This window comes from Vibrio sp. MM46 (genome assembly GCF_027587135.1).
Taxonomy (GTDB): domain Bacteria; phylum Pseudomonadota; class Gammaproteobacteria; order Enterobacterales; family Vibrionaceae; genus Vibrio; species Vibrio harveyi.
The window spans coordinates 16,822-41,036 of record NZ_JAPPTO010000009.1 but is presented as its reverse complement, the minus strand read 5'-3'; the positions used below and the strand labels follow the sequence as shown (position 1 = coordinate 41,036).

Annotated in this window: 22 protein-coding genes and 5 tRNA genes; 9 read left to right on the top strand and 18 right to left on the bottom strand. The window is 44.7% G+C overall.

Annotated features, from left to right (window positions below):
- Positions 1–38 precede the first annotated feature (38 nt).
- Positions 39–125 (bottom strand) — tRNA-Leu (locus OH459_RS11810).
- Between the two features lie 495 nt (positions 126–620).
- Here OH459_RS11810 and OH459_RS11805 point away from each other — a divergent pair.
- From OH459_RS11805 to OH459_RS11795, 3 genes are all read left to right on the top strand, one after another.
- Positions 621–1,667: a hypothetical protein gene (locus OH459_RS11805; RefSeq protein WP_026138207.1), complete on the top strand. Its 1,047-nt coding sequence runs from the start codon at positions 621–623 to the stop codon at positions 1,665–1,667.
- An 86-nt stretch (positions 1,668–1,753) separates the two neighbouring features.
- Positions 1,754–2,815, top strand: coding sequence for a hypothetical protein (locus OH459_RS11800; protein WP_269986898.1), 1,062 nt, complete (start codon positions 1,754–1,756; stop codon positions 2,813–2,815).
- A gap of 166 nt (positions 2,816–2,981) precedes the next feature.
- Positions 2,982–3,770, top strand: coding sequence for a lipase family protein (locus tag OH459_RS11795; RefSeq protein ID WP_038899627.1), 789 nt, complete (start codon positions 2,982–2,984; stop codon positions 3,768–3,770).
- 82 nt (positions 3,771–3,852) lie between these two features.
- On the opposite strand, the gene OH459_RS11790 is transcribed toward OH459_RS11795, so the two are convergent.
- The 10 genes from OH459_RS11790 to OH459_RS11745 form a co-directional block, all read right to left on the bottom strand.
- Entirely contained in the window at positions 3,853–4,098 is a 246-nt protein-coding gene (locus OH459_RS11790; RefSeq protein WP_005446964.1) for a hypothetical protein, read from the bottom strand.
- Positions 4,099–4,235: 137 nt separating this feature from the next.
- Entirely contained in the window at positions 4,236–5,759 is a 1,524-nt protein-coding gene (gene amyS / locus OH459_RS11785; RefSeq protein ID WP_005446966.1) for an alpha-amylase, read from the bottom strand.
- A 320-nt stretch (positions 5,760–6,079) separates the two neighbouring features.
- Positions 6,080–6,153, bottom strand: a tRNA-Cys gene (locus OH459_RS11780).
- A gap of 5 nt (positions 6,154–6,158) precedes the next feature.
- Positions 6,159–6,234, bottom strand: a tRNA-Gly gene (locus tag OH459_RS11775).
- A 97-nt stretch (positions 6,235–6,331) separates the two neighbouring features.
- Positions 6,332–6,418 (bottom strand) — tRNA-Leu (locus tag OH459_RS11770).
- A 246-nt stretch (positions 6,419–6,664) separates the two neighbouring features.
- Entirely contained in the window at positions 6,665–8,371 is a 1,707-nt protein-coding gene (gene dld, locus OH459_RS11765) for a D-lactate dehydrogenase (protein WP_017190803.1), read from the bottom strand.
- 447 nt (positions 8,372–8,818) lie between these two features.
- On the bottom strand, positions 8,819–9,721 hold the full coding sequence (locus OH459_RS11760) for a LysR family transcriptional regulator (protein ID WP_101961103.1): 903 nt from the start codon (positions 9,719–9,721) through the stop codon (positions 8,819–8,821).
- A gap of 218 nt (positions 9,722–9,939) precedes the next feature.
- Positions 9,940–10,013, bottom strand: a tRNA-Cys gene (locus OH459_RS11755).
- A gap of 234 nt (positions 10,014–10,247) precedes the next feature.
- Positions 10,248–11,702: an ATPase RavA stimulator ViaA gene (gene viaA, locus OH459_RS11750; protein WP_005443815.1), complete on the bottom strand. Its 1,455-nt coding sequence runs from the start codon at positions 11,700–11,702 to the stop codon at positions 10,248–10,250.
- A 15-nt stretch (positions 11,703–11,717) separates the two neighbouring features.
- On the bottom strand, positions 11,718–13,379 hold the full coding sequence (locus OH459_RS11745) for an ATPase RavA domain-containing protein (protein ID WP_009696114.1): 1,662 nt from the start codon (positions 13,377–13,379) through the stop codon (positions 11,718–11,720).
- Between the two features lie 271 nt (positions 13,380–13,650).
- Between OH459_RS11745 and OH459_RS11740 the strand changes: the two genes are divergently transcribed.
- The 5 genes from OH459_RS11740 (at position 13,651) to OH459_RS11720 (ending at position 18,492) form a co-directional block, all read left to right on the top strand.
- Entirely contained in the window at positions 13,651–14,166 is a 516-nt protein-coding gene (locus tag OH459_RS11740; protein ID WP_269986890.1) for an NUDIX hydrolase, read from the top strand.
- Between the two features lie 24 nt (positions 14,167–14,190).
- Positions 14,191–15,195: a low-specificity L-threonine aldolase gene (gene ltaE, locus OH459_RS11735; RefSeq protein ID WP_269986887.1), complete on the top strand. Its 1,005-nt coding sequence runs from the start codon at positions 14,191–14,193 to the stop codon at positions 15,193–15,195.
- Between the two features lie 78 nt (positions 15,196–15,273).
- Positions 15,274–15,600: a c-type cytochrome gene (locus OH459_RS11730; RefSeq protein WP_187993064.1), complete on the top strand. Its 327-nt coding sequence runs from the start codon at positions 15,274–15,276 to the stop codon at positions 15,598–15,600.
- 218 nt (positions 15,601–15,818) lie between these two features.
- Entirely contained in the window at positions 15,819–17,351 is a 1,533-nt protein-coding gene (yfcC, locus tag OH459_RS11725; RefSeq protein ID WP_005443800.1) for a putative basic amino acid antiporter YfcC, read from the top strand.
- A 145-nt stretch (positions 17,352–17,496) separates the two neighbouring features.
- On the top strand, positions 17,497–18,492 hold the full coding sequence (locus tag OH459_RS11720) for a succinylglutamate desuccinylase/aspartoacylase family protein (RefSeq protein WP_172580935.1): 996 nt from the start codon (positions 17,497–17,499) through the stop codon (positions 18,490–18,492).
- A gap of 112 nt (positions 18,493–18,604) precedes the next feature.
- Here the strand turns inward: OH459_RS11720 and OH459_RS11715 are convergent, their stop codons facing one another.
- Entirely contained in the window at positions 18,605–19,726 is a 1,122-nt protein-coding gene (locus OH459_RS11715) for a multidrug effflux MFS transporter (RefSeq protein ID WP_172580936.1), read from the bottom strand.
- 136 nt (positions 19,727–19,862) lie between these two features.
- On the opposite strand from OH459_RS11715, the gene OH459_RS11710 reads away from it, so the two are divergent.
- On the top strand, positions 19,863–20,642 hold the full coding sequence (locus tag OH459_RS11710) for an AraC family transcriptional regulator (RefSeq protein WP_269986882.1): 780 nt from the start codon (positions 19,863–19,865) through the stop codon (positions 20,640–20,642).
- A gap of 17 nt (positions 20,643–20,659) precedes the next feature.
- Here OH459_RS11710 and OH459_RS11705 read toward each other — a convergent pair whose 3' ends face one another.
- The 6 genes from OH459_RS11705 to OH459_RS11680 all read right to left on the bottom strand — a co-directional run bounded on the left by OH459_RS11705 (position 20,660) and on the right by OH459_RS11680 (position 24,156).
- Positions 20,660–21,181: a lipocalin family protein gene (locus OH459_RS11705; RefSeq protein WP_005444070.1), complete on the bottom strand. Its 522-nt coding sequence runs from the start codon at positions 21,179–21,181 to the stop codon at positions 20,660–20,662.
- Positions 21,182–21,503: 322 nt separating this feature from the next.
- A complete protein-coding gene (locus OH459_RS11700) occupies positions 21,504–22,031 on the bottom strand; it encodes a histidine phosphatase family protein (RefSeq protein ID WP_269986875.1) in 528 nt (175 codons plus the stop codon).
- A 27-nt stretch (positions 22,032–22,058) separates the two neighbouring features.
- Positions 22,059–22,487: a hypothetical protein gene (locus OH459_RS11695; RefSeq protein WP_017818789.1), complete on the bottom strand. Its 429-nt coding sequence runs from the start codon at positions 22,485–22,487 to the stop codon at positions 22,059–22,061.
- Positions 22,474–23,127 carry an amino-acid racemase gene (locus OH459_RS11690; RefSeq protein WP_017818788.1) on the bottom strand — a complete coding sequence of 218 codons (654 nt, stop codon included), beginning with the start codon at positions 23,125–23,127 and terminating at the stop codon, positions 22,474–22,476. Before OH459_RS11690 ends, OH459_RS11695 begins: the two co-directional genes overlap by 14 nt.
- Before the next feature lie 70 nt (positions 23,128–23,197).
- Entirely contained in the window at positions 23,198–23,443 is a 246-nt protein-coding gene (locus OH459_RS11685; RefSeq protein WP_269986871.1) for a hypothetical protein, read from the bottom strand.
- A 170-nt stretch (positions 23,444–23,613) separates the two neighbouring features.
- On the bottom strand, positions 23,614–24,156 hold the full coding sequence (locus OH459_RS11680) for a (d)CMP kinase (protein ID WP_017190817.1): 543 nt from the start codon (positions 24,154–24,156) through the stop codon (positions 23,614–23,616).
- Positions 24,157–24,215: the final 59 nt, after the last annotated feature.

Sequence of the window (24,215 nt, the reverse complement as noted above, 5' to 3'; positions counted from 1 at the left end):
GACGGCGGGATATTAAATTCACCCACTCAATTTTCGGATGGTGCCCCGGGCCGGACTTGAACCGGCACAACGCGAACGTCGAGGGATTTTAAATCCCTTGTGTCTACCAATTCCACCACCAGGGCAACGCAATCAATGCGATGGTAACACCACCTGCTCTAACGACCTGCGCCGTGAGAACGAGGCGTACTTTAACGGATTAAGATTTTAGGTCAACAATAAATTTTATCTTTTTTATTCATGCGGTTAAAAAGCAGACTCAGGCGAATACTCCGCACCCAATTCGACCATTCCATGTACACATCCATCACTCTTACATGATGTTTTTTCTCAACGTACTCTCCATGAATGCCCTTCAACGAATAATGGTCCCCGAGACGAGAGGATAAAATAATGAATTTATCAACAATTTTATAAACCACTTCGGCAAATGCTCTCATTTATAGCAAAAAAAATCTTCATTCTTGTACCTCGCTAACATTTCACTGATCCGATGTGTTGTTAGTATTTATTCATGGCGCTAATCATACCATTGAGCAAAAGTGGTTTTGATGTTTGTTTTTTGCTTATTAAACGTTGCTATTACTAGCAAGTCTAAACATTCAAAGGTTAATAACATCATGAATAAAATGACAAAAGTTGCCTCACTCGCAGTGGCGATGGCATTTTCCGGAGTTTCCAACGCTGCCATTGGGGATTACAAAGTAGTCCTCATTCACGGTTTCCAACCCGATCAATTGCAAACTCAACCTTCGCGAACGCAAGTTGAAACAGAAGGAGCGGATTATTGGAAAGATTATTGGATGCAATACGCCGATGCGCGGATTGACTGGCCTTCTCAAGAGCGCGTCGAAGGTAAAATTACCAGTGATTACGTTTGGCCGAAGCTTCAAGAGTTGTCGAGAAATGGGACATGCCAGCCGGGTTGTATCTTAGTGACCCACTCTACCGGTGATCTTGTCGCAAGGTATCTCCTTGATAACCAAGAGAACTGGCTAACTAACGCAGGGCTTACTCCCCTCAACGTCGTTGCCACCTTCGACTTCGCAGGTGCCGGTGGTGGCTCAGAGCTGGGTGATATCGTCATCAATATTACGGAAGGTGGCGGCTGGACAAACAGTGCCATGCGCTATGCTATTTCGCTCTGGCTCGGTGATACTCCGAACAAAAACAACACTGGAGTGTTAAACGACCTTAAAGTCTCAAATGCTCGCCAAATAGCGATGCTGCCTGATCACCGAATTCCTCGCATTCGTTTTGTCGGCAATGGCAGTGATTATTTTAAAGCAACAGCAAGTTTCTTACCGGGCAAAGACGATGGCGTTGTAGCCGCGCACTCATCCTGTGGTTCTTCTAGCTCCGGCAGTTTCGACAGTTGTTCGACTCACTTAGCGATGGACGGTAAAGTATCTTCACAAAGTAAAGGCGTAACGAGCTTGATGCCTAACCATTACCCTTTCATCATGGGAAATGGCTACAGCCACAGCGAAGTGATTGGCTCAAAGCACAAAGGGAAAGTGACGTCTAGCAACACTTCTGTTGCACTCGCGGACGGTCACTCAGTCAAAGTCGATAGCTATCAACAAAATGGATGGTTCGGCAGTAAGTACATTTATGTTCAAGGTTCCCAACAAGATACAATGTCTGAGATTGCTGCAGGATTATAACTAAGTTCAGTTTAAATCCGTACAGGAGCCAAGCAATACATCGTTTGGCTCTGTTTACCCACAGTGGATGATTCAAGAGATTGAACATGAACAACAAAAAACTTATTCCCCTTGTTGCGTTCGTAACGCTCGGTGCTGTCACACTCTTTATTTTGAAATCCCCCTCCGACGGACCTGAAACGTCGACTCAAACTGCAATATCCCAAGAGCTCATGCCACATAAGCAAGCTTCTTCTATCATTAAGCCAAGCCAAGTAACAACAGAGCTAGCCAACGTAGAGTATGACGATTCTCCGCTGATAGAGGATATTACTTCTTCGCAAGATCTCGAGTTAATCGCAGTGCGTCACGAGCAAGTTTTACAATACCCCTCATATTCCCAGCCCATCCTTGGAGAGAATAGTCCTTATTTAGATTGGAACCATTTTGAGGAAGTGCCCGTTCCCGTATTAGATGGAAAAGACACAGCGACACTTAGTTTAACCAAGTATCGCCACTTCTTCCCAGACGATATCGAAGTCAATTTGAAATCCTCTAGCAATATAGTGACAGCGTCACTAGATGTCGAAGATATTGAGCAGCAAAAGACACTCGCGACTTTTACGATGGAAGAAACTGGCTGGCGTATATCCCCAAAACCTGATTGGCCAGAAGAGTTAAGGCTGGTTGCCCATATCACTTTTGAGCAAGGCGAAGACGTCATTAGTACTGATTTACGTCTCTTTCATTCTGTCGCAAGTATTGTCAATGTAGGCAGCGGCACGCCAAAAAATACTGATATGATCATTCCTATTACGTTACAAATTGATAAAGCTGGTATCTATCGAGTAAGGGGGAATCTGTATCAATCGAACGGCTCCGCGATTGCGTCATTGGTGCACAAGCAGCGTTTATCGGAAGGAGAGCAAACCATTGAGCTTAAGGCTTTCCATAAAGTCCTTTTAAAAGGCAAAACGGATTATGAACTGCGTGACATCATGATAGAACGCATGTCTGGTTTTCCGGGAGAAAAAGCGCAATACGGTCAAAGCGAAAGCGAAGTATATCCAATCGGCGCGTTTGATTCCGGTCTTCTCTCTGATGAGCCTTATGAGAAGAGTGATAAAGAAAAACAACAACTTGAGTTTCTTCATCAAGCATCAAACTAACTTTGTCCGCACTTTATGTGTCTGTACTCAAGCGCTAAGCTCGCTTGAGTACAAACAAAGAACCTTCACTTATCAAATTTCACCCTGAATTTAGTCCTGCTCATTTCATCGGTTTTTCATATTTCATGTCTAGAGTTTTAAATTGACAAAGACTAAGAAGAAAAACGTGAAGCCATTAAAACGATACCAATACGAACGCTACGCCGTGCTGTGCAATCTCGCCTACCCCAGAGTCTTTAAACAGACCCGCTATGGGTTTGACCCTAATGGGCAGCGGATCATTAAAAACGAATTTGGCAAAACCATGATCCGTGTTTTATGGAGTAAAAAACGTACTGAGGTCGTTGTGGTTATTAAAGGCTCGCACAGTATTACCGATTGGTTGCTGAACTTTGCCATGTGGACTCGTAGCTGCAAGCGATTAGGACTTAACTATCGCATCCATGCAGGTTTCTACCATTTGTTGTTTCAAGAAAGCCAACCTTCTCGAAATGAAGATCGTCTTGGTTTGAGTGTGATTGAACGACTAGAAGCCACCATTGTACCTCTGATTCTACAGGGTAAGCGCATCACCATTACTGGACATTCGTCGGGCGGCGCAATTGGCAGCGTGTTTGCCGACTATATCGAACGTAAGTACCCAAAAAGCATCAAACGAGTGGTGACATTTGGTCAACCAGCGATTGGTGATTGGACATTCAAGAAACGCTATCGTTTAAGTCACAAAACCTATCGAATCTGTTGCGACATCGATATTGTTACTTTTATGCCTCCGGTACCTTTTCTTTATTGGCATGTAGGTAAAATGTTGTGGCTTTATAATGGAAGAATTTATGAGAACACGCCAACGTTAATGCGCCTTGGGCGTTCTTTGGTAAGTTGGTTGATCCGCCCTTTTTCCTATCACTTAATGAGCAAGTACATTCGCAACAAAGACTTCTTTGATGAGCGTTAATCCATTACTTCGCTTTCTTGTGATTCAGCGACAGATACAAAAAGAGCCAGTATTAAACTGGCTCTTTGTTCTTGGTTCAGAATTACAAAGACGCAATTTCTTTATCAAGTTGGTATTTGTTGTCAGTAACGATGCGCTCTAATACTTCGACGCGCTGTTTCAGGTCGTCTATTTGTTTGTTAAGACCATCTCGCTCTTCTTGATTCATCAGTTTACGCTCAGAGATTTCGAGCGCTTTTACTTCCTTGCGATGATTAAGAATCAACTTAACGATACCACCACCGAATATTGCACCGAATATAATCGCAATAGTTGCAACTTCCTGCATAGATTCCTTTCCTTAATCTGCCTACTGATAATGCTCAACAATAAAGTTACGCATTTGTTTCATGAATATCAAATAAGACATTGATTAAATGCATGCTATTTTCGAAATTGGTCACACCTGCAACTCTGCACTCGAGATTATTTAACGCCAACCCAAACAGAAACCGATCCGCCGTTCACTGGGAATTCCGCCCATCCACTAGCGTTAGTCCATACTTCTTCGGTACGAATACCTAGTTTATCGACATAACGTGTGCTCGGTGAACCCGTGTACATCCACTTTGTTCCGCCAGGACCATCACTCATGATAACCGCCATAGAGTTCGGATGCTCCGCATCCCCTTCTCGTGTCCAACCAATCACATCCCAGTGGTCAAGGTAAGAATGTTGTTTACCATAAGCATAATCTTTACGTGCTTTCACCAATTGCTCAATGTAAGGCACTTTCACCATGTTGATGTCGTGCCCTTTATCGCTGTATTGCGCACCGTAGTAATCTGCGTAGAAGACTGACGGATAACCTTCCTCACGAAGCAAAATGAACGCGTACGCAAGTGGTTTGAACCACCAATCCACCGGAGACTCTAAGGCCTGTAGTGGTTGCGTATCATGGTTCTCAACCAGTGTTACTGCTTTCACTGGGTTGTCTTTCATTAAGGTGCCATCCATGATTCGGCGCATATCGAAGTTGCCACCCGAGCGTGAAGCGTTATAGAAGTTCATATGTAACGGAGCATCAAACAATGACATGCTGCCAGAAGTCTTAGTGATAAAGTTGTGCAGATTGTTCACGTCGTAGTTCCAGTACTCACCAACGGTAAAGAGCTCTTTACCCGTTTTCTTACGCAAGTAATCGATCCACTCTTGTAGGTACTGATATTTGATGTGTTTAACCGCGTCCATTCGGAAGCCATCAACACCCGTCATGTTTAAGTACCATTCACCCCAATCTTTCAGCTCTTGCTTTACTTCTGGGTGATCCATGTCTAAGTCTGCGTACATGAGGTAGTCATAGTTGCCTTTTTCAGAACTGACTTCCCAATCCCATGCTTTACCATCACCTTTGAATTTAAAGATCGCTTTCTCTTTACCTGCGTCATCCCAATCGACGCCATCAAAGTGATACCACGTCCAATGGAAGTCTGAGTATTTATCGTTACGTCCTGGGAAGCTAAATTCAACCCATGCTTCAATCCATTTATCGCCAAGTTCAATATTGCGGTTATTCCAATCCACACGCTTGGTATCGACCCACGACTTGCCATCTGCACCGCCACGATGGTTGAACACTACGTCACCATAAATTTGGATATTGTTTTTGTGTGCTGCTTTGATGGCATTTAGATATTGGTCTTTGGTGCCGTACTTAGTTCGTACCGATCCTTTTTGATCAAACTCCCCTAAGTCATACATATCGTAAACACCGTAACCAACGTCGTTGCTACCACCTGCGCCTTTATATGCTGGTGGCAACCACAGCGCTGTAAAACCGTTGTCGGATAGTGCTGGCGCATTGTTTTCAACTTGTGTCCAGAGTGCGCCGTCATTTGGCACATACCAATGGAAATACTGCATCATAGTTCCATTTTGTGCCGCCAATACCGGCGAACTCAGCAGCAAAGTTAAAGGTAAAAGTGTGGGTTTAAGGTTGAATGTTTTCATTATTTTTCTCTCACGTTTTAGAACGAAGTTCGAACTTAGAGAGCCAACATGACGACTAGAAGAGATCCAACTAACCGTCTGTTGTACAACAAAAAGTTCGGACTACAATCGTGGAGAAATTATCACCAATCACCCTCTACAATTATTGAGTTGTGTAACATTTATAAAACCAATAACTAATTGAGCGCAATTATTGAATCACGATCAAATAATCAGGGAGGAGATAACCAAAAAGCGTAGCGAAATTGAGACTTAAGCGATGAATTATCATGCTTTAAAACGAAAAAAAGCCCGTCATGATGACGAGCTTTCGAAAATAATGGAGGCGCCTCCCGGAGTCGAACCGAGGTCCACGGATTTGCAATCCGCTGCATAGCCACTCTGCCAAGGCGCCTCAACTGGAGCGACACACGAGGTTCGAACTCGTGACCTCAACCTTGGCAAGGTTGCGCTCTACCAACTGAGCTAGTGTCGCATAATTTGAGATGGTGACCCGAGCCGGAATTGATGGTCCGACACTCGGCCGGTCAACTCGACGGCGGGATATTAAATTCACCCACTCAATTTTCGGATGGTGCCCCGGGCCGGACTTGAACCGGCACAACGCGAACGTCGAGGGATTTTAAATCCCTTGTGTCTACCAATTCCACCACCAGGGCAACGCAATCAATGCGATGGTAACACCATCTGTTCTAACGACCTTCGCCGTGAGAACGAGGCGTACTTTAACGGATTAAGATTTTAGGTCAACAAAAATTTATTCTTTTTGATTCAGATGGTTAAAAACAAGACTGAACGTATGGGAGTTGAGCGATTCGATTAAAACTCAAACGCCTTCTACCACCATTTATTACTAAAAAAGAGCCGCTGTTTAAGCGACTCTCCACATCATATTGACTTAATGCTTAAGCACAACAGTTACAGTTGCGCTTGTAGCGGTCCATTTTACCTATGCCTGGGTTAAAGGTGTTGGTCGGGTCAAGTTGATGATAGAACTTTTGTAGCGAGTTTTCTGCTTCATATAAGTGACCTACGTTGTGTTCTGCTGGGTATTTCGCGCCACGACTATTTAGGTGCTCCAGCATCAGTTTCTTCATCAGCTTGGTGTCTGTACCCTTCTTAAAGATGTAGTCTTGGTGGAACACATAACACATGAAATGCCCATAATAGAGAGACTTAACGAGGTTCTTACTTACTTCCTCAGGTAATGTTTCTAACCATTCTTCATCGTTACGACGTAACGCAATGTCGAGAGCAACAATGTCTTCCACTTCCTTGCGGTGAATGGTTTCGTAACGAATTGCTGCACCTGCCGCTGCAAAACGGTGTAGATACGCTTTCTTACCCTCTTCTGGTGTACATTCGAAAAAGTCACTATCGTGCTCAGCTGCCCAAACCTCTTTGAGGTATTTCTGCGCTTCGGCAATACCGCCGTCACTCATTTTAAGTACAAGATGGTGCTCGTACTTATCACGGTATTCCAACATTCGCTTAGGAAGGTGCTGTGGGAATAGCTTGCTTGCGTAGTAGAGAATAGTATCTGGCAGGTATTTACTGACTAACGGTACACGCTCTAAGAAGTTTTCAACCTTAGCTTTTAGCGAGAACATCTTAGGCAGGTTGTCCGTGCCTAATAAATCGATAGAAAGGAACACATCTTTACCGTATTTTTCCGCCATGTTGAAGATGTCACGGTGAAGGTACTCACCCATCTCTGGCAAGTTTTCGAATTGAGTAAGGAAGTCTTTTCTCAGCTTGGTCAATTTCTCTGGATCGTTAGTGCCTAAATAGAACACCTGCTCTTTCTCTGGGATTGGATAGCTGTCGACTCGAACCGCAAAAACGCCCAGCTTACCCGCACAACCGCTCGCCTCGTACAGACGACGTTCGTCGGCATTAAAGCGCGATGGGATATCAGAAGTCACATCACGAACACGTTCGTCGTATTCTTTATCCGACGCCATACGTTCATCATGAATCACTTTATCTGGGTCGAAATTACCATCTTGGATGTTCTGTAAGATCTCTTCAGGCGTCGAGCCTAATCCTTCAATACCAAGGTGGTTAACAAGATTGAGCTTACCGTCTTTGTCCACCTGAGCGAATATGGCTAATTCTGTGTAAGCAGGACCACGTTTAACCAAAGCGCCACCAGAGTTGTTCGCAATACCACCTACAACTGTTGCGCCAAGAGAAGAAGAACCAATCACCGAATGCGGCGCGCGATTAACTGCTCGCAACTCTTTTTCTAACGAATGCAGACTCGCCCCCGGAAGACAAACGGCTTGCTTACCGCCATCTAACAGATAGATTTGCTTCATCTTGGTAATATTGATCACCACCACATCGCGGTCGTAATCACTACCACTTGGCGCTGAGCCTTCGGTCAGACCCGTCTTAGCCGCCTGCATGATGATGATGCAATTATTGTCGACACATTGTTGGATGACCTTCCACTGCTCTAGCAGAGTCTTAGGAAAAACCACCGCCAACGCCGTGCCGCTTCCTGAGCGAAAACCGCTGCGATAATACTTGGTTTTGATTTGATCGGTAAGGACATTTTCTTCCCCGACAATGGTGACAAACGCGTCGATGAGCTGCTTCTGTTTCATATCCGTATCTCTAGTTATTATGCCCAGCCAATATAAGTAGTCCGAATCTGAACGTCCATGCCACCAAAGTCCGATAACGACGCTCAGATCAAGTTAACTACATTAATTACCCATACATTCAATTACTTAAAATTCTTAGAACTGTAAAATCAACAAAGAAACTTATCGTTTCCAAAAAGAAACAATAGCAAAGTACATTGTTAACAAATGTGCACGATATCGAAGAACAAGAAAGTTAAAAGGGATGACAAGGCTTTGTATTCCTGACCTTGTCAGAATATTGAGTCAGAACAAAGCCACAACATGTGAATACCATGACGTTATAGCAGCGTTATATGGCTGTGACATTGCCGATCAGTGAAGAAAATAGTTAGAGTGGAGAGTTTAAAATTTAGAGCAAATCCCTTCAATCAAAGGAGAATCACTCCTTTGAGAAAAGTTGAGCCACTAGAATTGATGGCTACGACTTTGAAAGCACTGATAGAGATGCTCGATAAAGATCTTAATCTTTTCTGGTTGCTGACGAGTGTATGGGTACACGGCATAAATACCCAAGCACTTAGCCGTTTCGTCTTTAAACAACTGAATCAGTTTGCCTTGCTGTAAGTCTTCATAAACCAGCACCCGAGGCACATAAATAATACCTTGCCCTAGTAAAGCGACGTTACGTAGCGCAGATGAGTTATTGGTACATAGATTCCCATCCACCTTAACCTGATACACCTCATCATCACGCTTGAAAACCCACTCACGTGCACCTGTCTCTTGATAGGCGTAAACCAAACAGTTGTGCTTAGTGAGATCGTCCGGCGTTTTTGGTTTGCCATGTTTGGCTACGTACTTGGGCGATGCACACACAATCCAGTTTGCATCAACAAGCTTGCGTGCGATTAGGCTTGAGTCTGGTAAAACCCCAGTACGAATGGCTAGGTCAAAACCTTCGTTGACGATGTCAGCAAACCGGTTGTCCAGTTCCATATCAATGTTGATATCAGGGTAAGCTTGGTTGAATTCAGAAATAACCGTAGGAAGGATAAGTTCACCAGAGATGGTAGGTACCGTAATCTTGATATTGCCGGATAGGTTCTTGCCTAAGCCAACAATGGATTCTTCTGCAGTTGCGACGGCTTGGTAAACACTACGTGCATGTTCGAAGAAGGATTGCCCTGCCTCTGTCAGTTTAAGCGTGCGAGTGGTTCGATAAAGCAGTTGAACGCCTATCTCCTGCTCTAATTTGGCAATACGCTTACTGACGACCGACTTAGTAAGTTCCATTTGTCTTGCTGCGGCGCTGAATGAACCTTGCTCAACCAAATGATAGAAAATAATGTAGTCGTCGGTATTTCTCATGTGTCTTCACTGCTTCCTTGTTGAAGAACATATTGTAAAGGGCTTTAAAGCTAAATGCTGGCTGAGAAGTCACACTTGAGAAGCGCATCTTTCTGTATGCAAACACTCAACGAGTGCTTGTTCAGCTTGCCAAGCATCAGATACAAAAAAACCAGCTTTCGCTGGTCTATTGGTGATGCTTTTGCATCTGGATATCGCCATTGCCATACCCAAAAATATGGAGGCGCCTCCCGGAGTCGAACCGAGGTCCACGGATTTGCAATCCGCTGCATAGCCACTCTGCCAAGGCGCCAAATTGTTTACGCTTAAAGGCTCTGCCCCGTTGCGTTGGTTGCTACTTTACGGATTCAGGAAATATAGTCAAACAAAAATCCAAAATTTCTGTTTGTTTGCTTTGTTTTAAACCAATCCGATGTTAATTCGACCTACACCGCCCAGATTTACTCACTTTGGTTAAAGCAAATCAAAACAGATAGACAGAAGAAAAGCGGCAATCGGTGCCGCTTTTGTATCTCTATTCACGCGATTAACCGTTGGCAACGCGTTTAAACAAGCGTCCTACTACGTTTGGATGGTAAGACCAAGTATGGTCAAACATCGACATTAAGGCTGGGTTGCCGTACTTCGACAAGCTAATGGCATGGAAGCGGTTCTTCTTCGCTTTTAACGCGTCGACTTTTGCAAGCAATTCATCCTGCTGTTTTGGCGCAATGAAGTCTGAAATCACAACCATGTCGGCGTTTTTGTATTTGTCGCTGTTCATCAAATCGATGGATTTAATCAACGTTGGCTCCAAATCCGTGCCACCATGGAAGCTGTAAGTTAAAAAGTCGGCAGCTTCACGTAAGCCATCCTGACGCGTTAACTCGTAAGTAATGTGCTCCGTGGAGAAGATGATCACGTAGCAATCTCGTTGTTCAGCGAGAGCGATTTGCATCAGTGCATAAGCCATAGCTTTAGCACATTGCTCTGGGAAGCCACTCATCGAGCCTGACGCATCAACACAAACGATAAACGGTCCTTTTTCAACGTCCACCGCTTTATGATCGGGTTTGTGCGCCTTCACTTTACGTAGTGTGCGGGACTTACCTTGCGTGCGGTAGTTCATCAAACGTTTATCGACTAAATGCTTATAGAACACGACTTCCAGTTCTGGATACGCCAAAAACATGGTTTCGTTCGGTAGCAGTTTGTTGAGGTCGTCACTTTCATGAATACCGACGATATCGTCTGTCGCTTCGTCACTCTTTTCCTCAACCATTTGCAGCTCTTCTGCTGGTGCGCGATTGAGGTCAGGATCGTTTACTTGCCCCGCCATGCGACCAAGCTGTTCTGCGATTTCTTGTAAGCCTTTGTGCTTTTTAAGGAACTCTGCGTGGCGCTTCATCACGGTTAAGTCGGTTTTACTCAACTTAGCGGACGCCATATCCCACAAGCGCCCGACGCTTTCTTCGTCCCCTGACTCCGTCACTTTATCCATGTTACGCATGGTTTCCATACGCTGATAAAGGTCGTTAAGGACTTTTTCTTTGTTCTCTTCAAGCTCGGAAACTTGCGCTTGTTTGATCGCTTCAGCAAGGCTTTGATACCACTGGTCACAGAAGTAATGAGGGAACATTGGGTTATTCACGCCCTTGTTCTTCTCCATCATGCGACGCGCTTGCATGTAAAACGCCGAGTGCCATTCAAGCTTCTTGATCACGTCATCAATGCGCTCAAAGAACTCGTTCTCATCCCAATAAATGACTTCTTGGTAGAGCGCGAGTTCCTGTTGAAAACGTTCTGTCTCACAGACTTTCGTCATGCGCTTTTTCACGTTGCCACGCCATTTAAGCAGATGGTTTTTCACTGAGGATTTCATGCCTCGGTTTTCTGCCATCATCATGACTTGTGAACGCGCCATTAAATCGTTAACCGCACTATCAATGATGCCTGAATCAGCCACCATGAGCGCCAAGTTGAGTCCGTCTGCACCTAACATGTCGTCTCCTTAAGATTAAGAGAAAAACTGATGTAAGTTTTTGAAGCGTTGAATGATCTTCTCGCTTTCACCTTGAATAGACTCAAGTCTCTGACTCACCTGTTGCAGACTCGACTCCATTAGACGTGGTAACTCTGGGTCCACGAAACTGTGCGGCAATGCGCCATGGAAGTTGGCTTTAACCTTTCGCATATGATGTTCAGCTTCGCTCAATTGGCTGACTGCTTTTTCGCTTTCTGCCAACCATTTTTGGTAAAGCTCAACGTCTAAACCTTGTTGGGTAACCAAGCTCACCAACACGCCTCGGTTAGCAATGTCACGGATCACTAGGTTGTTGGCTGCATCGACATCAAAACGCAGACGACACATATTGGTGTTTTGGTTCACGTAACCATACACATCGCCATGACCTTCTTTGATCACTCGGTCAAGCTCGTCTTTTGGTACGTATACCCAGCGACTGTCGCCCTTCTCTGATTCAGAGACCGACATGTTGCTTTGCAGAATAACCAGCTTAACCAGATTCACCGCCGCGCCTACTTTGTAAGTTTTCGCTTTGGATGTATCGAAGCTCATGGTTTCTTTGCGAAGCAGACCTGTTGCCGCTTCTGCGTTTAGCGTCATGCGATATTTGTCTTCAAGCTCATGCTGAACATCAACCAAAGATTCACGACAGTATTCGATTTCTTGTTCAGCTTCTTGCTGGTCAAAGGCATGTTTAAGTGCGAACTCTTGAATCACACCGCGAACGACATCGCGTGATTCAGGGCTGTTCCATAAACAATCTTGAAGTAGCAGAAGATCAAGCGGATTGATCTCGTCACGCCCATTAAAGAACGCACTTGCTTTAAGTAGTTTGACCGCTTTCTTCCAACGGCGGTCAGACACGTACATGTCCGTTAATGATGCGTCGCCAAACTCAGACTCGACTTTGGTTTCCAACATGGTTTTTAGTTGGAAAAGCTTTTCGAATGCGTTGTCGGTCAGAGTGAGTTTGTCGAGCTGCTGCTGCCAACGGTGGTATTCTTCGTCTGTGATCGCCAAGCCCTCTGGAACTTGCGCTTCTTGAGACGTACCCACTGTCAGCATGGATTTGAAGTTTTGTTTGTCCTGAATGCGGTTTACAAACACGCGTACCAACATACGGTCGTAAAGTGCGTCTAACCCGCTGTCTTCATCTGGCAGTTCATTTGATGCAGAAACCAAAAGGCGCATCGGTACACGTTCGATATCGCTGCCGTTTTTAAATGTCTTTTCGTTCACAACGGTCAATAGCGTGTTCAGAATGGCAGGACCCGCCTTCCAAATCTCATCAAGGAAAACCACTTGCGCCGTTGGTAAGTACCCTTGAGTAAGACGGACATAACGACCGTTGTCTTTTAGCTCTTGAATGCTCAATGGACCAAACACTTCTTCAGGTGTTGAGAAGCGTGTCATGAGGTATTCAAAATAACTGCTATTATCAAAAGCTTGGATAAGTCGTTTTGCGATTAAGCTTTTTGCGATCCCTGGAGGACCAAGAAGGAAGACGCTTTCGCCGGCAAGAGCGGCAAGAAGACAAAGTTTGATGGTGTGTTCGCGTTCGTAAACGCCATCAGTTAACGCTTTCGCTAGCTTGTTGATACGCTCCGAAAGAAGCGCCTTTTCTGCATTAGATGCGAAAGATGGTTGAATCATAGAAGCTCCGGCTGTTGAACTGAGGCTGTATATATAATTTTATACATTTGTTATCACTTTGTTACAAGCGTATTTTTTAGTGAACCTCGTTTATACCAGATGCTCTTCGCGCGCGTGCGCGAGCAACCATAGTTTTCATTTATGAGACATAACTCACTGAATGTGCTGGTTTCGCAAGAGTATGAAACCATTTTCTTCTTTTGTTTCCGGTGGTTTGTGGTTAATGTGCAAAACACGTCAATGCGCGGTTACAGCTAGGATCCACAACTGCATGAGCAATACAATTCATAAATGGAAGCAGATTTCTCTAGTCGAAGAGGAAGTTAAACTACCAACTGGTCAGATGATCACACATACCACTATCCAACACCCCGGTGCTGCCGTTATCTTACCTATTACTTCAGATGGCAACATCGTTCTTGTTAATCAATTCCGTCCCTCTCTTAACAAATGGCTGCTTGAATTGCCTGCTGGTACACGTGAAGGCGATGAAGATCCTTTGCACTGTGCTCAAAGAGAGCTGGAAGAAGAAACAGGATACAGCGCCGAAAAGTTCACATCGCTTGGTCAAGTTACCCCTCTTGCTGGTTTCTGTGATGAAATCCAGTACTTGTTTGTTGCCGAACAACTGAACAAAACCAATCGATACGAGTGTGACGACGACGAAGTTATTGAAGTAGTGACATTGTCACGAGAAGAACTCGAACAACAAATTATTCAAGGCATTATTACGGATGCCAAAACTATCGCTTGCCTAAGCAAAGCTCGTCTTTGCGGTTATATTTAGGTCTTTTCGACCGAGGAGAGAATTATGGACTTTCGATCAGATACCGTTACGCAACCTACCCAAGCAATGCGTGAAGCAATGTTTACCGCTCCTGTCGGCGATGATGTTTACGGTGATGACCCAACCGTTAACGAGTTAGAGCAATTTGCGGCTGAGCTTGCGGGCTTTGAAGCGGCAATATTCACGACCTCTGGTACACAAGCAAACTTACTTGGCTTAATGGCGCATTGTGAGCGCGGTGATGAATACCTATGTGGTCAGCAAGCGCATAACTACAAGTACGAAGCTGGCGGCGCTGCGGTACTGGGCTCTATTCAACCTCAACCGATTGAAAACACCCCAGACGGTACTTTGCCATTCGATAAGCTAGAAGCAGCTATCAAGCCAGATGACGCGCACTTTGCACGTACTCGCCTACTTAGCTTAGAGAACACCATCAACGGTAAAGTGATTCCTCTTTCCTACCTTGCAGAGGCTCGTGAGTTTGTGAACAAACATAACTTGCAGATGCACCTAGATGGCGCTCGCGTATTCAACGCAGCTGTAGCGCTTGATGTTCCAGTGAAAGAGATTGGTCAGTACTTTGATTCAATGACTATCTGTCTGTCGAAAGGATTGGCAGCTCCTGTTGGTTCGCTACTGCTTGGTAGCAAAGAGTACATCGCAAAAGCACGCCGCCTAAGAAAGATGGTCGGCGGTGGTATGCGCCAAGCGGGTATTCTCGCTGCAGCTGGTAAACTAGCCCTTACCGAGCAAGTAGAACAGCTAAAACAAGACCACATCAATGCAAAAACCTTGGCGGAAGGTTTAGCGGAATTGTCTGGTTTCTCTGTTAATCCAGAATTTGTTCAAACCAACATCGTCTTTGCCAAGCTTGATCCACAAGTGGATATCGCTGGTATTGCAGAAAAGATGAAGGAGCAAGGCATCACGATTACTCCAGGAAACCCAATCCGCTTCGTGACGCACAAAGATATTTCGGCACAAGACATCGATACCTTCCTATCTAGCCTTAAATCCCTGCTTTAACTTGATTTTGATCATTGAGCTTCCCCTAAGGGGAAGCTTTATTCTATGCGCTTTCAAGAACTACAGTGAGTGCATTTCATGCTTAGATACGTGCTTCTAACGTCTCTTCTTATCTCTTCCTCTGTTGTGGCGAAACCTTTCGGTGACGTTGATAAAGGCAAACTTAAATCGCCAAGCTGTGTTTACTGTCATGGTTCGAACGGCATGACGACAAACGACGCTTACCCTAACCTAGCCGGTCAGAATGCTCAGTACCTGTATGATTCTATGAAAGCCTATCAAGATGGGCTTCGCTTAGGTCCTTTGGCTGAGATGATGGCAGCCCAATTACGCATGCTAAATGATGAAGATTTGCGCGATGTTGCCGCGTTTTATTCAGAACAAACTTCTCATGCAGAAAAGTGAATAATTATGGGACTTGTGAATCGCCACAAGTCCTAACTCCGTTTTCATTCGCACAACATCTAACCAAAACAATTAACCATTAAATCATTGATAATCAACTCAACCCTCTTCAGATCAAATTATTGATGAATTTATAGTTCATCAACTCAGTTAATATTGACTTTTTATTCTATTTTATCGATATTTCATGCTTTCTATAATTCGACGTGAAATAGGTTATGTCTCACACACACGCTCAGCCATCGGAATCGGCGGCAACCCCTAAATCATGGCAGATGCCTGATACCCTCATTTTGATCTTCATTGTTGGTATTCTTGCTGCGATTCTTACCTACTTAATTCCTGCTGGTCATTTCGATAGCCAACAGGTGACCTACATGGTCGACGGTGCAGAAAAAACTCGCACAGTTATCGATCCATCTTCTTTCTCTTATGCAACCGACGAAAACGGTGAATTGGTTTACAACAAAGTTGGACTGTTCGCTTCAGGCGGTGGCATTGGTCTAATGAACTTCCCATTCGAAGGTCTGGTTTCAGGCTCTAAATGGGGCAGCGCGATTGGCGTTATCATGTTCATGCTGGTTATCGGTGGTGCATTTGGTGTGGTAATGCGCACAGGCACAATCGACAACGGTATCTTACGTCTTATCGACAAGACCAAAGGTAACGAAGCGCTATTCATTCCAGTTCTGTTCTTGCTGTTCTCTTTGGGCGGCGCAGTATTTGGTATGGGTGAAGAAGCCGTTGCATTTGCGATTATTATCGCGCCACTAATGGTTCGCCTTGGCTACGATGGCATCACTACAGTAATGGTGACCTACGTTGCGACTCAGATTGGTTTTGCAACGTCTTGGATGAACCCATTCTCGGTAGCGATCGCGCAAGGTATTGCTGGTATTCCGGTTCTGTCTGGTATGACTGTACGTATGGGTCTGTGGGCTGGCTTTACACTTATCGGTATTGCTTTCACTATGATTTACGCAGCGCGTATCAAAGCAAACCCTGAGCTTTCTTACAGCCGTCGCACTGACAAATACTTCCGTCAGCAAGAGCTAGGTGACCACGATTCTCGTTGGAACCTAGGTGACACCCTAGTTATCCTTACGGTTATCGCAACTACCGTATGGGTTGTTTGGGGCGTAGTGGCTAACGCATGGTACATTCCAGAAATCGCGTCTCAATTCTTCACAATGGGCTTTGTCGTTGCGATCATCGGTACGATCTTCCGTCTAAACGGCATGACGCTAAACTGTGCGGCTGACGCATTTAAAGAAGGTGCAGCAATCATGCTTGCCCCTGCTCTATTGGTTGGTTGTGCGAAAGGTGTATTGCTTATCCTAGGTGGCGGTACTACTGATGAAGCGAGCGTACTGAACTCGATTCTGAACAGTGCTGGTGGCGTAATCAGCGGTCTTCCTGACGTTGCAGCGGCTTGGTTGATGTATGTTTTCCAATCTATCTTCAACTTCTTCGTGACTTCAGGTTCTGGTCAAGCAGCACTGACAATGCCTCTATTGTCTCCTCTTGCAGACATCGCTGGCGTTACACGTCAGGTTGCTGTTCTAGCATTCCAACTTGGTGATGGTTTCACGAACGTTATCGTTCCAACTTCAGCGTCTCTAATGGCAACACTGGGTGTGTGTCGTATCGACTGGGGTGACTGGGCGAAATTCTGCTGGCGCTTTATGCTATTACTCTTTACCCTATCGAGCATTGTCGTCGTCGCAGCTCACGTGATGGGTTTTGCGTAAACTGATTACCAATATCCCCAAGCAACTTAAACGCGAAAGCAGAGTTTGGGTATAAAGAATAAGGCGAGACAAGTTCTCGCCTTTTTTAATTCAAGCCGTATGGCAAACAAGCATCGAAGTAAGATGTTTTGGAGTGACAACTTTAATGGCAACACAATTTCTGGATGACGTAATTCAAGGTCATCAAGTCATTCAATCTCTTGACGTAACAGACTTGCCTGCAGGCGAGCACAAGTTTTGGTTCCGTATCGCAACCAACGCCCTATCTCAATGGCAACATTTACCGGTGTTGGTTTTCAAAGGCGAAAAACCGGGTAAGAAAATCATGATCACAGCAGGTGTTCATGGTGATGAATACAACGGTGTTTTAGCGGCGCAAAAGACCGCTCGTGAACTGATTGGTAAAGACATCGCAGGTACTGTAACCGTCGTTCCGACCATCAACCTGACGGGTATGCTGAACCACAGCCGTGACTTCTTCTCTGCGGATCCAGATGCATCTCCTGCAAACTTAAACCGCTTCTTCCCTGGCGATGCAAACGGCAACGAAGCAAACCGCTTCCTATTTGCTTTGTGGAATAACCTTCTAAAGCCAAACGCAGAACTGGCGATTGATTTGCACACTCAAACCACTGGTGCTGCTTACCCGCTGTACGTGTTTGCCGATTTCCGTATTGAGCAATCTCTGGAAATGGCTCGCCTCATTAACCCAGATGCGATTCTTAACGATCCGGGTGACGCTGGAGTACTTGAAACCGTCTGGAACAACAGCGGCATTCCAAGCATCACCATTGAAGTGGGTATGGGTCGTTACACAGAACAGGACCTGATTGACCGTACCGTGACTGGCATCTTCAATATCCTTGCTCGTCATGACGTAGTAACTAGTGAAGTTGCAGAAATCACTCCTTGCTTAGAAGGCAAAGACATCATCAGCATTCGCGCTGAATTGGGTGGTTTTGTACTACCACAAGTGAAGATGATGGATAAGGTAGAGCAAGGTCAATTGGTTGCGATTCAATACGACAGCTTTGGTGATGAGATTCAGCGTTACACAGCGCCAACAGAAGGCACGGTACTGAGCCACAACATTGAATCGATCCGAGCGCCAGGTTCTTTGGTTGTTCGACTGATTAAGTAATACCTTTGAATTTAATAGTTCACAAATTCAAACTGTTAGACTCAAACCAATAACACAAAGCCCTGCATTACTTGCAGGGCTTTTCTTTGTCGGTCTCTTCAATATACTTCAGCTAAACTTTACGTGACAATGTCACTAACAAAACCAAAGCTGCACACGACATAAGAACAAATCCAAGGTTTTGAATCATTCCAGCTAAACCTAGACCCGAACCAATCATCAAGTAGTACATTAATCCTAGCAATGCCCCTGCACTGCCCGCTTGTTGCTTGTAATCAACCAAAGCGGTACTCAGTACATTTGGAATGGCGATACCAAATGCCATCACAATGAATGACATTGGAACCAAGAACCAAATCGATGTTTGCAGCATAAACACACCGAAACCTCCGATGATCAAAAATGCTGATGCAATCCAAAGCAAATGCGTTTGTGAGCGACCTTTTGCTAGCAATGACTTGTTCATCAAACTGCCAATTAAGGTACCAACGCCCAATATCACACCGCTGTATCCGAACTGCTCAGAACTCAGTCCGAGCTGCTCAAAAGTGAATGCGCCCAATTGGTAGTATGCGAATAAAGCAATGTTGTAGAGCGCAACCAACAACGCAGATTGCCAGATTTGAGCATCTTTCAACATTCGTCCAAGTAATGAACCTATGTTTAGCGGCTGCTTTTGAGTTTGTGTTTCAGGTAGATTAACTGCGTTGTAGCACAGCAACACAAGAGCCAAAATAAACAACGTAAAGAACACCACCTGATAGCCACCGAGTGCTGTTAACTGACCACCGAGCAACATGCCAATCACTGGGCTAATGGAAATACCCATACCCATAACGCTAAATACTTTGCTTAGCTCATCACCTGAAAAGCTGTCTCTTAGCATGGTTTGTGTCACGACCGACCCAACCGCAATACCAAAAGCACTGAACGCGCGAGCCATCATCATCACATCAAAGCTTTCTGTTTGCATAGCGACCAAAGCAGATACGCCGTAAACAAGCAACCCTGCCAGCATGGTCGGGCGTCTGCCCCACTTATCTGCCAAGATTCCCCAAACCACCACGCCAATAGCAAATGCAGAAAAATAGATAGATAGGGTTTGCGCCGCTTGCGAATACGTTACAGCAAATGACTGAGCAATGTTGCCAAGTGCTGGGCTGTAAATGGTCTCCACAATTTGCGGAAACATCAGCATCACCACCATCAATCCAATAGAAGGTTTCGTTTTCATTTTTACCTCTCTTTCCCACTCCAGCCAGTATTTATTGGCATAAGTGGGTAACGAACTTAACTTGGCGTGCAGTATAGAAGGCGTTATGCTTTACCCATTAACAACATTAAAACCAAAAACATCAAGATTCGGACAAATGGCAATTATTGAAGATAATACTCGATTCGATGCGGACGCGATTGCCGCGAGTGTGGTTGGCATCGCAGCGGATGTCGGCAAACATGATTCCGGTATGCACGAACACAAGAAAGGACAACTGCTTTATGCGCCACAAGGCTGCATGACGTTCGCACTCGACAACTCTATTTGTATATTACCTCCAACCAAAGCGGTGTGGATTCCACCGCATACTTCTCACAGAGCCGTCATGACTAACGTTGTGGCTTACCGTTCACTCTATTTCGATTGCAGTAAATACAGCTGTCCGGATGATATCGTTATGGTTGAAGTGAACGATCTTTTAAAAGCACTTATCGACAAAATGGCATTATGGGAATGGGATATTGAAGAAACGAAAACCCGAGCTACGAGCGCTTTGTTTTGGGAAGAGTTTTACCAAGCGAAGCAGTTTGAGTTCTCTTTACCCTTGCCTTCTGATCGACGTTTAACAGGGTTTCGTAAGGCAATGACCAAGAGTGGTTTTATAGCACCTGAGTTAAACCAACTGTCACAAACCGTTGGCGCGAGCAGCAAAACCATCACGCGCCTATTTAAGGCTGAGACTGGCATGTCTTATCAAGATTGGCGTCAACAGTGGCGGCTACTAAAGGCTATCGAGCTCTTATGTGAAGAAAGACAAGTCAGTGATGTTGCCCATTGTTTGGAGTTCTCATCAGACAGCGCATTTATTGCGTTCTTTAAGAAACAAACCGGACAGACACCACTGAATTTTATGAAGCACAGATCGTTGTTATAAGGCGATCATTTCGCGTGTTATTTGGTTTGGTCTACGAGAATTAGCTCGTCCAACGCAAAGCCTTTCTCTTTTGCTACTTGTTTGAAACGCTCGACCGTTGCTTTATCGACAGTTGGTGTGCGTGACAGTAGCCATAGGTAGTCGTGATTGAAACCAGAGATAAACGCGTAGTCGTAGTTCTCACCTAGTTCAAATACGATGTAAGACGAATAAAACGGACCGAAGAAAGACACTTTTAAATGCCCTGTGTTTTCACCATCAACGAAATACGCTTTGCCGTCAGCTTGCGTCCATTCTTTATCTTCTTCTGAATAGCCTCGGTTGATAACCGTTACGCCACCATCCTCACGGAGCTCGTATTCAGCCGTCACATTCGATAAACCGCGCTCAAAAGAGTGATCAAGACGCGCAATTTCATACCACTTGCCTAGATATGGTTGTAGTTCAAAGTTATTGACCGGCTCCACGCCGTCCGGTTTAGACGTACAGCCAAACAACGTTGCAAGAGACAAAAGTAAAAGTGTTTTGAGAGATTTCATACAGCAACCTGAAATTAAACTAGGGTCTGTTGACCTTTTGCGGTTAAATTTTGTTCGAGATAAAAGCGTTTTAATCGCGGCGAGAGGTTTGTAGCCTAGTTATTCTAAGCAAAATCCTCTCAACAAAGAGTAAAACGCTTTTAGCCGAACCCTTCGGGCAGCGTTTGTGGCTCCTTTCTACTGCGTTATCGGCTTATCAGGTAGGGCAACTACATTTCAAAGCCTCTGCCTTGTATAAAGAACCCACAAACTGCTGCAAAAATCAGCTCAAAAGGTCAACAGACCCTAATGCCTGATTTTACTATAGAAGATAAGAAATCGATCAAAAACGAATGAGCCTAAATTCTCCACAGGACAGTCCTACGTCTTGGAAACCTAGTAGTGCTTCAAACACATTAAAGTGGCTCACGACAACAACCTTTCGATATTGGCGGTAACGATCCAGCACCAACTCTGCCCGTGCTTTTAGCTCATCAACATGTTCGTAGCGACTATCGGTCATTGGAATACCCGCTTTTAACAGCTCTCGGTATTCGTGCCAGCGTCGGTCTCTTTCATTCAATGTAATGTAGCCGCCTTCTTTGTCCGCACGCCACTCTCTCAAGTCATGCTCAACAAACAAAGGCAAACCGCGATGACGATTGAGAATTTCTGCAGTTTGAAGTGTTCTTGTGTAAGGAGAGCTGATGATTATTTCAGCATCATTAAAGACTGGATGATTGAGTTTTTCTTGCAACACGGGCAAATGCGCTCGGCTAAGCGGCGCATAATCCTTCTCAAGTTGGGTCATCTGCCTCTCATCCGCTAACGTAAAATCTGGCACGCCATGCCTTACAAATACAATGTCCATATTGTGGTGCCCGTCCTTATTAAATTGCTATTGAGAAATTGGAGTCAATTTTAGATAGGAGTGCACTTCTCCATTCTTATATTCAATCGCAGAGTGGATGGAAGGTTCACGGTTTCCCACAACAGAAAGTTCATAAGTGTTTTCACCTTTGTAGATCGTGATATGAAGTACACCAGCCTCTAGCTCCCAATGCCCTTTGGTATGAAGGCGTCCAAACAAGGTGTATTCATCAAGTGAACCATCTGCATGCAAATGTACCTCTGTGATGTAGCCACCCGTGCAGCTCTTGATCCAGCAACGATCACTGACTTCTTCGAGGCGTATTTCTCTTTTGCTTGCCTTCCATTTTGAGAAACGTTCCGACTCAGCAAAAGATGCTTCGATATCGGAATGTTCTTTTATGGGCGTCCCTTCAAGCTCGCGCAAGCAAAGCTGAATCCAACTAGTTATTTGCATGGAATATCCTTAAGGTTTCAATTGCCCTTTTTACGCCTAAACGTGGGCTGCTTAATACTGGAATGTCGACATCAACTAATGATGCAGCACCTGACATCGAAGCTTGTGCCAGTACGATTACGTCATAATCACGAGCCTTTTGCTCTATTACCGCTTTTATCTTGTCGTAATAGCCTTGGTTATCTTGGTCGAGAAAACGCTCCCAAGCCCCTTCAACCACAAACGTATCTAACTGACGGATGCAATTGCCCTCACTTGTCTCAAGTAACGCCAAGCTAGGTTCAATGGTTGTCGATAATGCCGCGAGTAACAACACTCGCTCATGAGTGACAGCTTGGTCACCCATCGCGCGGTCGATACGCTGAACATTGGTTCCCTGCTCCGTAAGTGATTCAGCAAAGCGACCAATTGAGGAGCAGGTACAAACCACCAAGTTTGCTTGTTCAGAAAGCTCGCGTACTTTGCCTTGTACGGATTGTTCCACCTTAGATTCGTCCTCCCCAGCAACCAGACGCTCTAACAAGCCAGCATCGGCAAAGTGTGCGACTTTTAAATCAGGTGCGAGCTCTGTCATCAGTTCGGAGAAAGGTGGAATGTGTACGGGTGAAGTATGAAGAAAATATAGGTCGTATGGCTTCATGCTAAGTTGTCGATTTTTAGTTCAATTTCGACAACTTAGCACAAGGCGATGGGAATTAATGCGATCAGAGTTACTGTTGTGCTTCCCAAAGACCAAGAAAGTACTTGCCGTAAACCACTTCGGTTTTTAGATGCATAATCAGTAAAAATGCAATTAAAGCTAATATAAAGCGATTGAAATAACGACTGACTTTGGTACGGATTTTTATATCGAATACACCGATATGGATACCAACATAGGCAAAGGGGTAAACCAACAAAACAGCGAGTAACCAACCTAGGTAGCCGGATATCGCCATTTCTTCGTAGCCGATCATAATACCTCCACAATGAATACGACGGGAACGTTATTAGGGTCTGTTAATCTCTCGAGCTGATTTTTGCAGCGAAAGGTCAACAGACCCTAGTATTCATCATCTAACGGAGGCGGAATGTCAGGATTTACACAGCTGCGAGCCGTTGCCAAAAAGTCACTTAAATAAGTTACTTATCTATTTATAAAATCTTGAGAACCAAGAAAATCTTGTGCCATTTTTGGTGAAGTGATGTGGATGAACTCGATAGGCGAACCTTTTAAGTCATCTTTCAATTTTAAATAACGCTTCCGATTCTTTCGGTAATTCTTAACCGACCACCAAATAATCGAGTCTGTACTCAAAAACGCTTTTCTAAAGCTTTCTCTATTGCCAGTTCCTTCCCAAAACTCTTCTTGAGTCCATGCCCTTTTAATAGCACGAGTTATGGAACGATAAGTGGTGATAGAACGTGAATAATCGAGCCAGATGATGGTATCGACTCTTTGCCATTTGTATGGTTGTGTTCGGCTGTAATTCCCGTCGAGTACCCAAGCGTCTTGTTGAGTTACGTCCACGACTTTATCGAAGAACGTCTCATCATCGAGTTCTTTCCAATCGGGAAGCCAGAACAACCTGTCCATTTCTATGTACGTGACACCTAATTTCATTGCGAGTTGCTTTGAAAACGTCGATTTACCGCTTCCGCTGCTGCCTACTACATTGATCCTTTTCATTAAATCCTCCTAGGTGACCGTACCAAATTGACAAAGAGCGACGCATTCCAACTATAGGT

Bases quoted from the DNA above. Each gene is read 5' to 3' on its own strand.
- yfcC (WP_005443800.1), top strand. From the start codon at position 15,819: ATGTCTCACACACACGCTCAGCCATCGGAATCGGCGGCAACCCCTAAA.
- viaA (WP_005443815.1), bottom strand. From the start codon at position 11,702: ATGTTAGGTGCAGACGGACTCAACTTGGCGCTCATGGTGGCTGATTCA.
- dld (WP_017190803.1), bottom strand. From the start codon at position 8,371: ATGAAACAGAAGCAGCTCATCGACGCGTTTGTCACCATTGTCGGGGAA.
- OH459_RS11710 (WP_269986882.1), top strand. From the start codon at position 19,863: ATGGCAATTATTGAAGATAATACTCGATTCGATGCGGACGCGATTGCC.
- ltaE (WP_269986887.1), top strand. From the start codon at position 14,191: ATGGACTTTCGATCAGATACCGTTACGCAACCTACCCAAGCAATGCGT.
- OH459_RS11700 (WP_269986875.1), bottom strand. From the start codon at position 22,031: ATGGACATTGTATTTGTAAGGCATGGCGTGCCAGATTTTACGTTAGCG.
- OH459_RS11685 (WP_269986871.1), bottom strand. From the start codon at position 23,443: ATGATCGGCTACGAAGAAATGGCGATATCCGGCTACCTAGGTTGGTTA.
- OH459_RS11715 (WP_172580936.1), bottom strand. From the start codon at position 19,726: ATGAAAACGAAACCTTCTATTGGATTGATGGTGGTGATGCTGATGTTT.
- OH459_RS11805 (WP_026138207.1), top strand. From the start codon at position 621: ATGAATAAAATGACAAAAGTTGCCTCACTCGCAGTGGCGATGGCATTT.
- OH459_RS11800 (WP_269986898.1), top strand. From the start codon at position 1,754: ATGAACAACAAAAAACTTATTCCCCTTGTTGCGTTCGTAACGCTCGGT.
- OH459_RS11680 (WP_017190817.1), bottom strand. From the start codon at position 24,156: ATGAAAAGGATCAATGTAGTAGGCAGCAGCGGAAGCGGTAAATCGACG.
- OH459_RS11745 (WP_009696114.1), bottom strand. From the start codon at position 13,379: ATGATTCAACCATCTTTCGCATCTAATGCAGAAAAGGCGCTTCTTTCG.
- OH459_RS11730 (WP_187993064.1), top strand. From the start codon at position 15,274: ATGCTTAGATACGTGCTTCTAACGTCTCTTCTTATCTCTTCCTCTGTT.
- OH459_RS11720 (WP_172580935.1), top strand. From the start codon at position 17,497: ATGGCAACACAATTTCTGGATGACGTAATTCAAGGTCATCAAGTCATT.
- OH459_RS11705 (WP_005444070.1), bottom strand. From the start codon at position 21,181: ATGAAATCTCTCAAAACACTTTTACTTTTGTCTCTTGCAACGTTGTTT.
- amyS (WP_005446966.1), bottom strand. From the start codon at position 5,759: ATGAAAACATTCAACCTTAAACCCACACTTTTACCTTTAACTTTGCTG.
- OH459_RS11695 (WP_017818789.1), bottom strand. From the start codon at position 22,487: ATGCAAATAACTAGTTGGATTCAGCTTTGCTTGCGCGAGCTTGAAGGG.
- OH459_RS11690 (WP_017818788.1), bottom strand. From the start codon at position 23,127: ATGAAGCCATACGACCTATATTTTCTTCATACTTCACCCGTACACATT.
- OH459_RS11790 (WP_005446964.1), bottom strand. From the start codon at position 4,098: ATGCAGGAAGTTGCAACTATTGCGATTATATTCGGTGCAATATTCGGT.
- OH459_RS11760 (WP_101961103.1), bottom strand. From the start codon at position 9,721: ATGAGAAATACCGACGACTACATTATTTTCTATCATTTGGTTGAGCAA.
- OH459_RS11740 (WP_269986890.1), top strand. From the start codon at position 13,651: ATGAGCAATACAATTCATAAATGGAAGCAGATTTCTCTAGTCGAAGAG.